Here is a 2613-nt window from a genome sequence, read left to right as displayed (position 1 = left end):
CCTGCCGAACCTTGAACGTGTGGCGGTTTTGTTCTGCCTTCACGCCCCCGGCGGAATAGTTTTGCTCGACGAAGATCGCGTTGCCGTCGCGCGCGATCAGCAATACGGTCGATGAGCGCGTGCCGTAGTCGTCCGACGCGATAAATGCCGAAGACAACAGACGTTCCCATGGCAGGCTGACGCCGGTGTCGGGTAACAGATGATCGGCGGGCCGCGATGGATCGATGAGGAATGCCAGCAAGCCGTCGACGAGTTCGCTCTCAGTGCCGTTCATCAACGCGCTCAGGGTTTCTTTGCCGTGGCTGACCTTGGGCCACGCGGAATCGAGCAAATGGTTGCTGAGGCCATAGATTCCGGGAGCGAGCTTGCGCACGGAGCCTTCGCGATTCGAAAAATAGAAAAGGCTGGCTGTATCGCCCGCGAGCAGGTTGAACCCGTTGTATTGCGACGCTTGCGCGGCAATTCGCTCGATATGCTCGCGCGCGCTGAGCCGATTTTTCAGGTAATCGCTGATCAGATGGCCGCGCGAATGTGCCGCCGCGGGCTCGCGTTGCCCCTGGCGATAGTTGGTGACGGCGGCGAAGCGCCCCGTGCGATCGACAGCCAGCCAACTCCCACCGGCCTGCAGATCGCGCCCGCCAAGCACGTCGGACGCATCGGGCCAAAACGCCGCTGCCGCGCTCGGGCGATCATAGAATTCGTCGCGATTGGCGGCCAGCACAAGCGCATATTCCGGATGCGTATCGTAGGCGAGCAAGACAAGGCACACGGCTGCGTTCGGACAAATTTCACTTAGCTAACGAAACATTCGACCGCGCGTTTCGAGCCCGGAACCAGAAACTGATGCAGCCGGAATTTGCCCACCGCTTCGGTAAGCGCGCGCTCGAATCCTGCCGCGTCGCCGACATCTTCGTAGACTTCCATCCACAGCAGCGGCTCCTGGTGTTTCTTCAACAAGCGTCCGACGACACCGGCGTTCTGCCGCACGCTGGATAGCATGTCGCGAACGCGTTGTTCGAGTTCTACCGCCTGGCCGGGTTGCACGCGATAGTAGACGTAGTAGCAATACAGCATCGCGCTCAGGGTAAGGCCTCAGGGTAAGGAATAAGGCAGGTCGAGCAGGCTAAGCGGCGCCCCGCTTGGCGAACCGAGATGGATGGCGCCGGATTCGGCGCTGCTGGTCTGGATCGCGGCGAGCACATCAAAGCCGCCGTCCGGCGCCGGCGCGGCATTGACGATCATGCCGCCGGGTTGATCGTTATTTTCCGCGCTGAACACCTTGTCACCCGGCGCCGGTACCGCATCCGAAACAACGTGCGCGCGATACATGCGGCGCTTGATCTTGCCGAGATAATGCGTGCGCGCGACGATCTCCTGGCCCGGATAGCAGCCTTTGCTGAAGCTGATGGCGCCGAGCGCATCGAGGTTCAGCATTTGCGGAACGAATTCTTCCTGAGTTGCGGCCGTCAGCGTCGGCAAGCCCGCGCGTATTTCAAGCCAATCCCAGCACGCAGCACCCACGCAGGTCGCCTCTTGCCGTAACGCATCCCATAATCCAATGGCGCGCTCGATCGGAACGTTGATCTGAAAACGCCCGGCCGGCAGGCGAATCACCGATATCTCGCCGGAATGCGAGACTTCATAATCGTGTGCTGGAATGTCGCCGATGCTGCCTTTGATCATTGCTGCAGCACCTGGTCCGGCAAGGCCGCAACGAACGAAATCACTGCTCGCATCGGTCAGCACGACCTTGCTGCGCAGCACGTACATCGATAGCCGTTTTTGCACCGATTCGCGCAGCTCACACGGCAGTTGCGCATAGATCGCGCGGTCGTTCTGCCACACCAAAAAAGTTGCGAGCAAGCGGCCCTTGGGCGTGCAGTAACCGGCATACCGGCTGCCGCCGGCGCCCAGATTCTTCACGTCGCTTGTCAACTGGCCGTGCAGAAAAGCATGCCGCTCGTCGCCGGAAAAAGCGATAACGGAGCGATGCGATAAATCGCACAGGATGGCGCCTGTCGCCGCCGCGCGCAGCTCGGCCCCGGGATCGCCGAAATGCGCGACCCGGCTACCTTCGATAGTTGCGCCGTTACCGGCCAGGTGGGTGTTCCAGGATTCGAGCATAGGTGCGATAGCAGTAAGGGGGCTTATTATACGGCCAGCTTAAACGGCGTTATCGATGGCCGCTCGAATCCCATCGGCGGTTTTATGCCCTTGCGCTTTTTGTCTTGGTGTTATTCGAGCCATGGTCCGGGATTCTGGTTATCGTTCGGCGATCGCTGTTCACGCTGATCCCAGCGAATCGCATCGCTCGTTCCGGCTGGCCTACGCTTGGGGCCGCGCACGATGGGCGGTAAGCGTAGGCCTGCTTGCGCCCCTGGTCGCGTTTAAGTGCTCAGTCCACCGGTCACTCTGAACAAGTGCGGCAGGTTCGATCCGCCTGGTTTTAGGTCGTTTAACTACGAAGGGAAATAGTTAAGCAATTCTTCTATTGAGAGTTATTGACGGCATTTGAAGCATAGATGACACTTCCTGTTGAAGGAGTGTCGATCTATTTCTAGTTGGTTGGCCCGCAGCGCCTACATCATCGAGAAGGAAACGTCAGTGCATGGA

At 59.6% G+C, this 2613-nt stretch carries 3 protein-coding genes; all 3 read right to left on the bottom strand.

The genetic code is table 11. From position 1 onward, the window contains the following. Positions 1-769, bottom strand: a 769-nt coding sequence (locus H0V78_10995) for an NRDE family protein (GenBank protein MBA2352277.1), incomplete at its 3' end; no start/stop codon positions are given. Positions 770-792: 23 nt separating this feature from the next. Beyond that, positions 793-1074, bottom strand: coding sequence for a DUF4936 family protein (locus H0V78_10990; GenBank protein ID MBA2352276.1), 282 nt, complete (start codon positions 1072-1074; stop codon positions 793-795). A gap of 18 nt (positions 1075-1092) precedes the next feature. Further along, a complete protein-coding gene (locus H0V78_10985) occupies positions 1093-2124 on the bottom strand; it encodes a folate-binding protein YgfZ (GenBank protein MBA2352275.1) in 1032 nt (343 codons plus the stop codon). Positions 2125-2613 lie beyond the last annotated feature (489 nt).

Source organism: Burkholderiales bacterium (assembly GCA_013695435.1).
Taxonomy (GTDB): domain Bacteria; phylum Pseudomonadota; class Gammaproteobacteria; order Burkholderiales; family JACMKV01; genus JACMKV01.
This window is presented reverse-complemented; position numbering and strand designations above follow the sequence as displayed.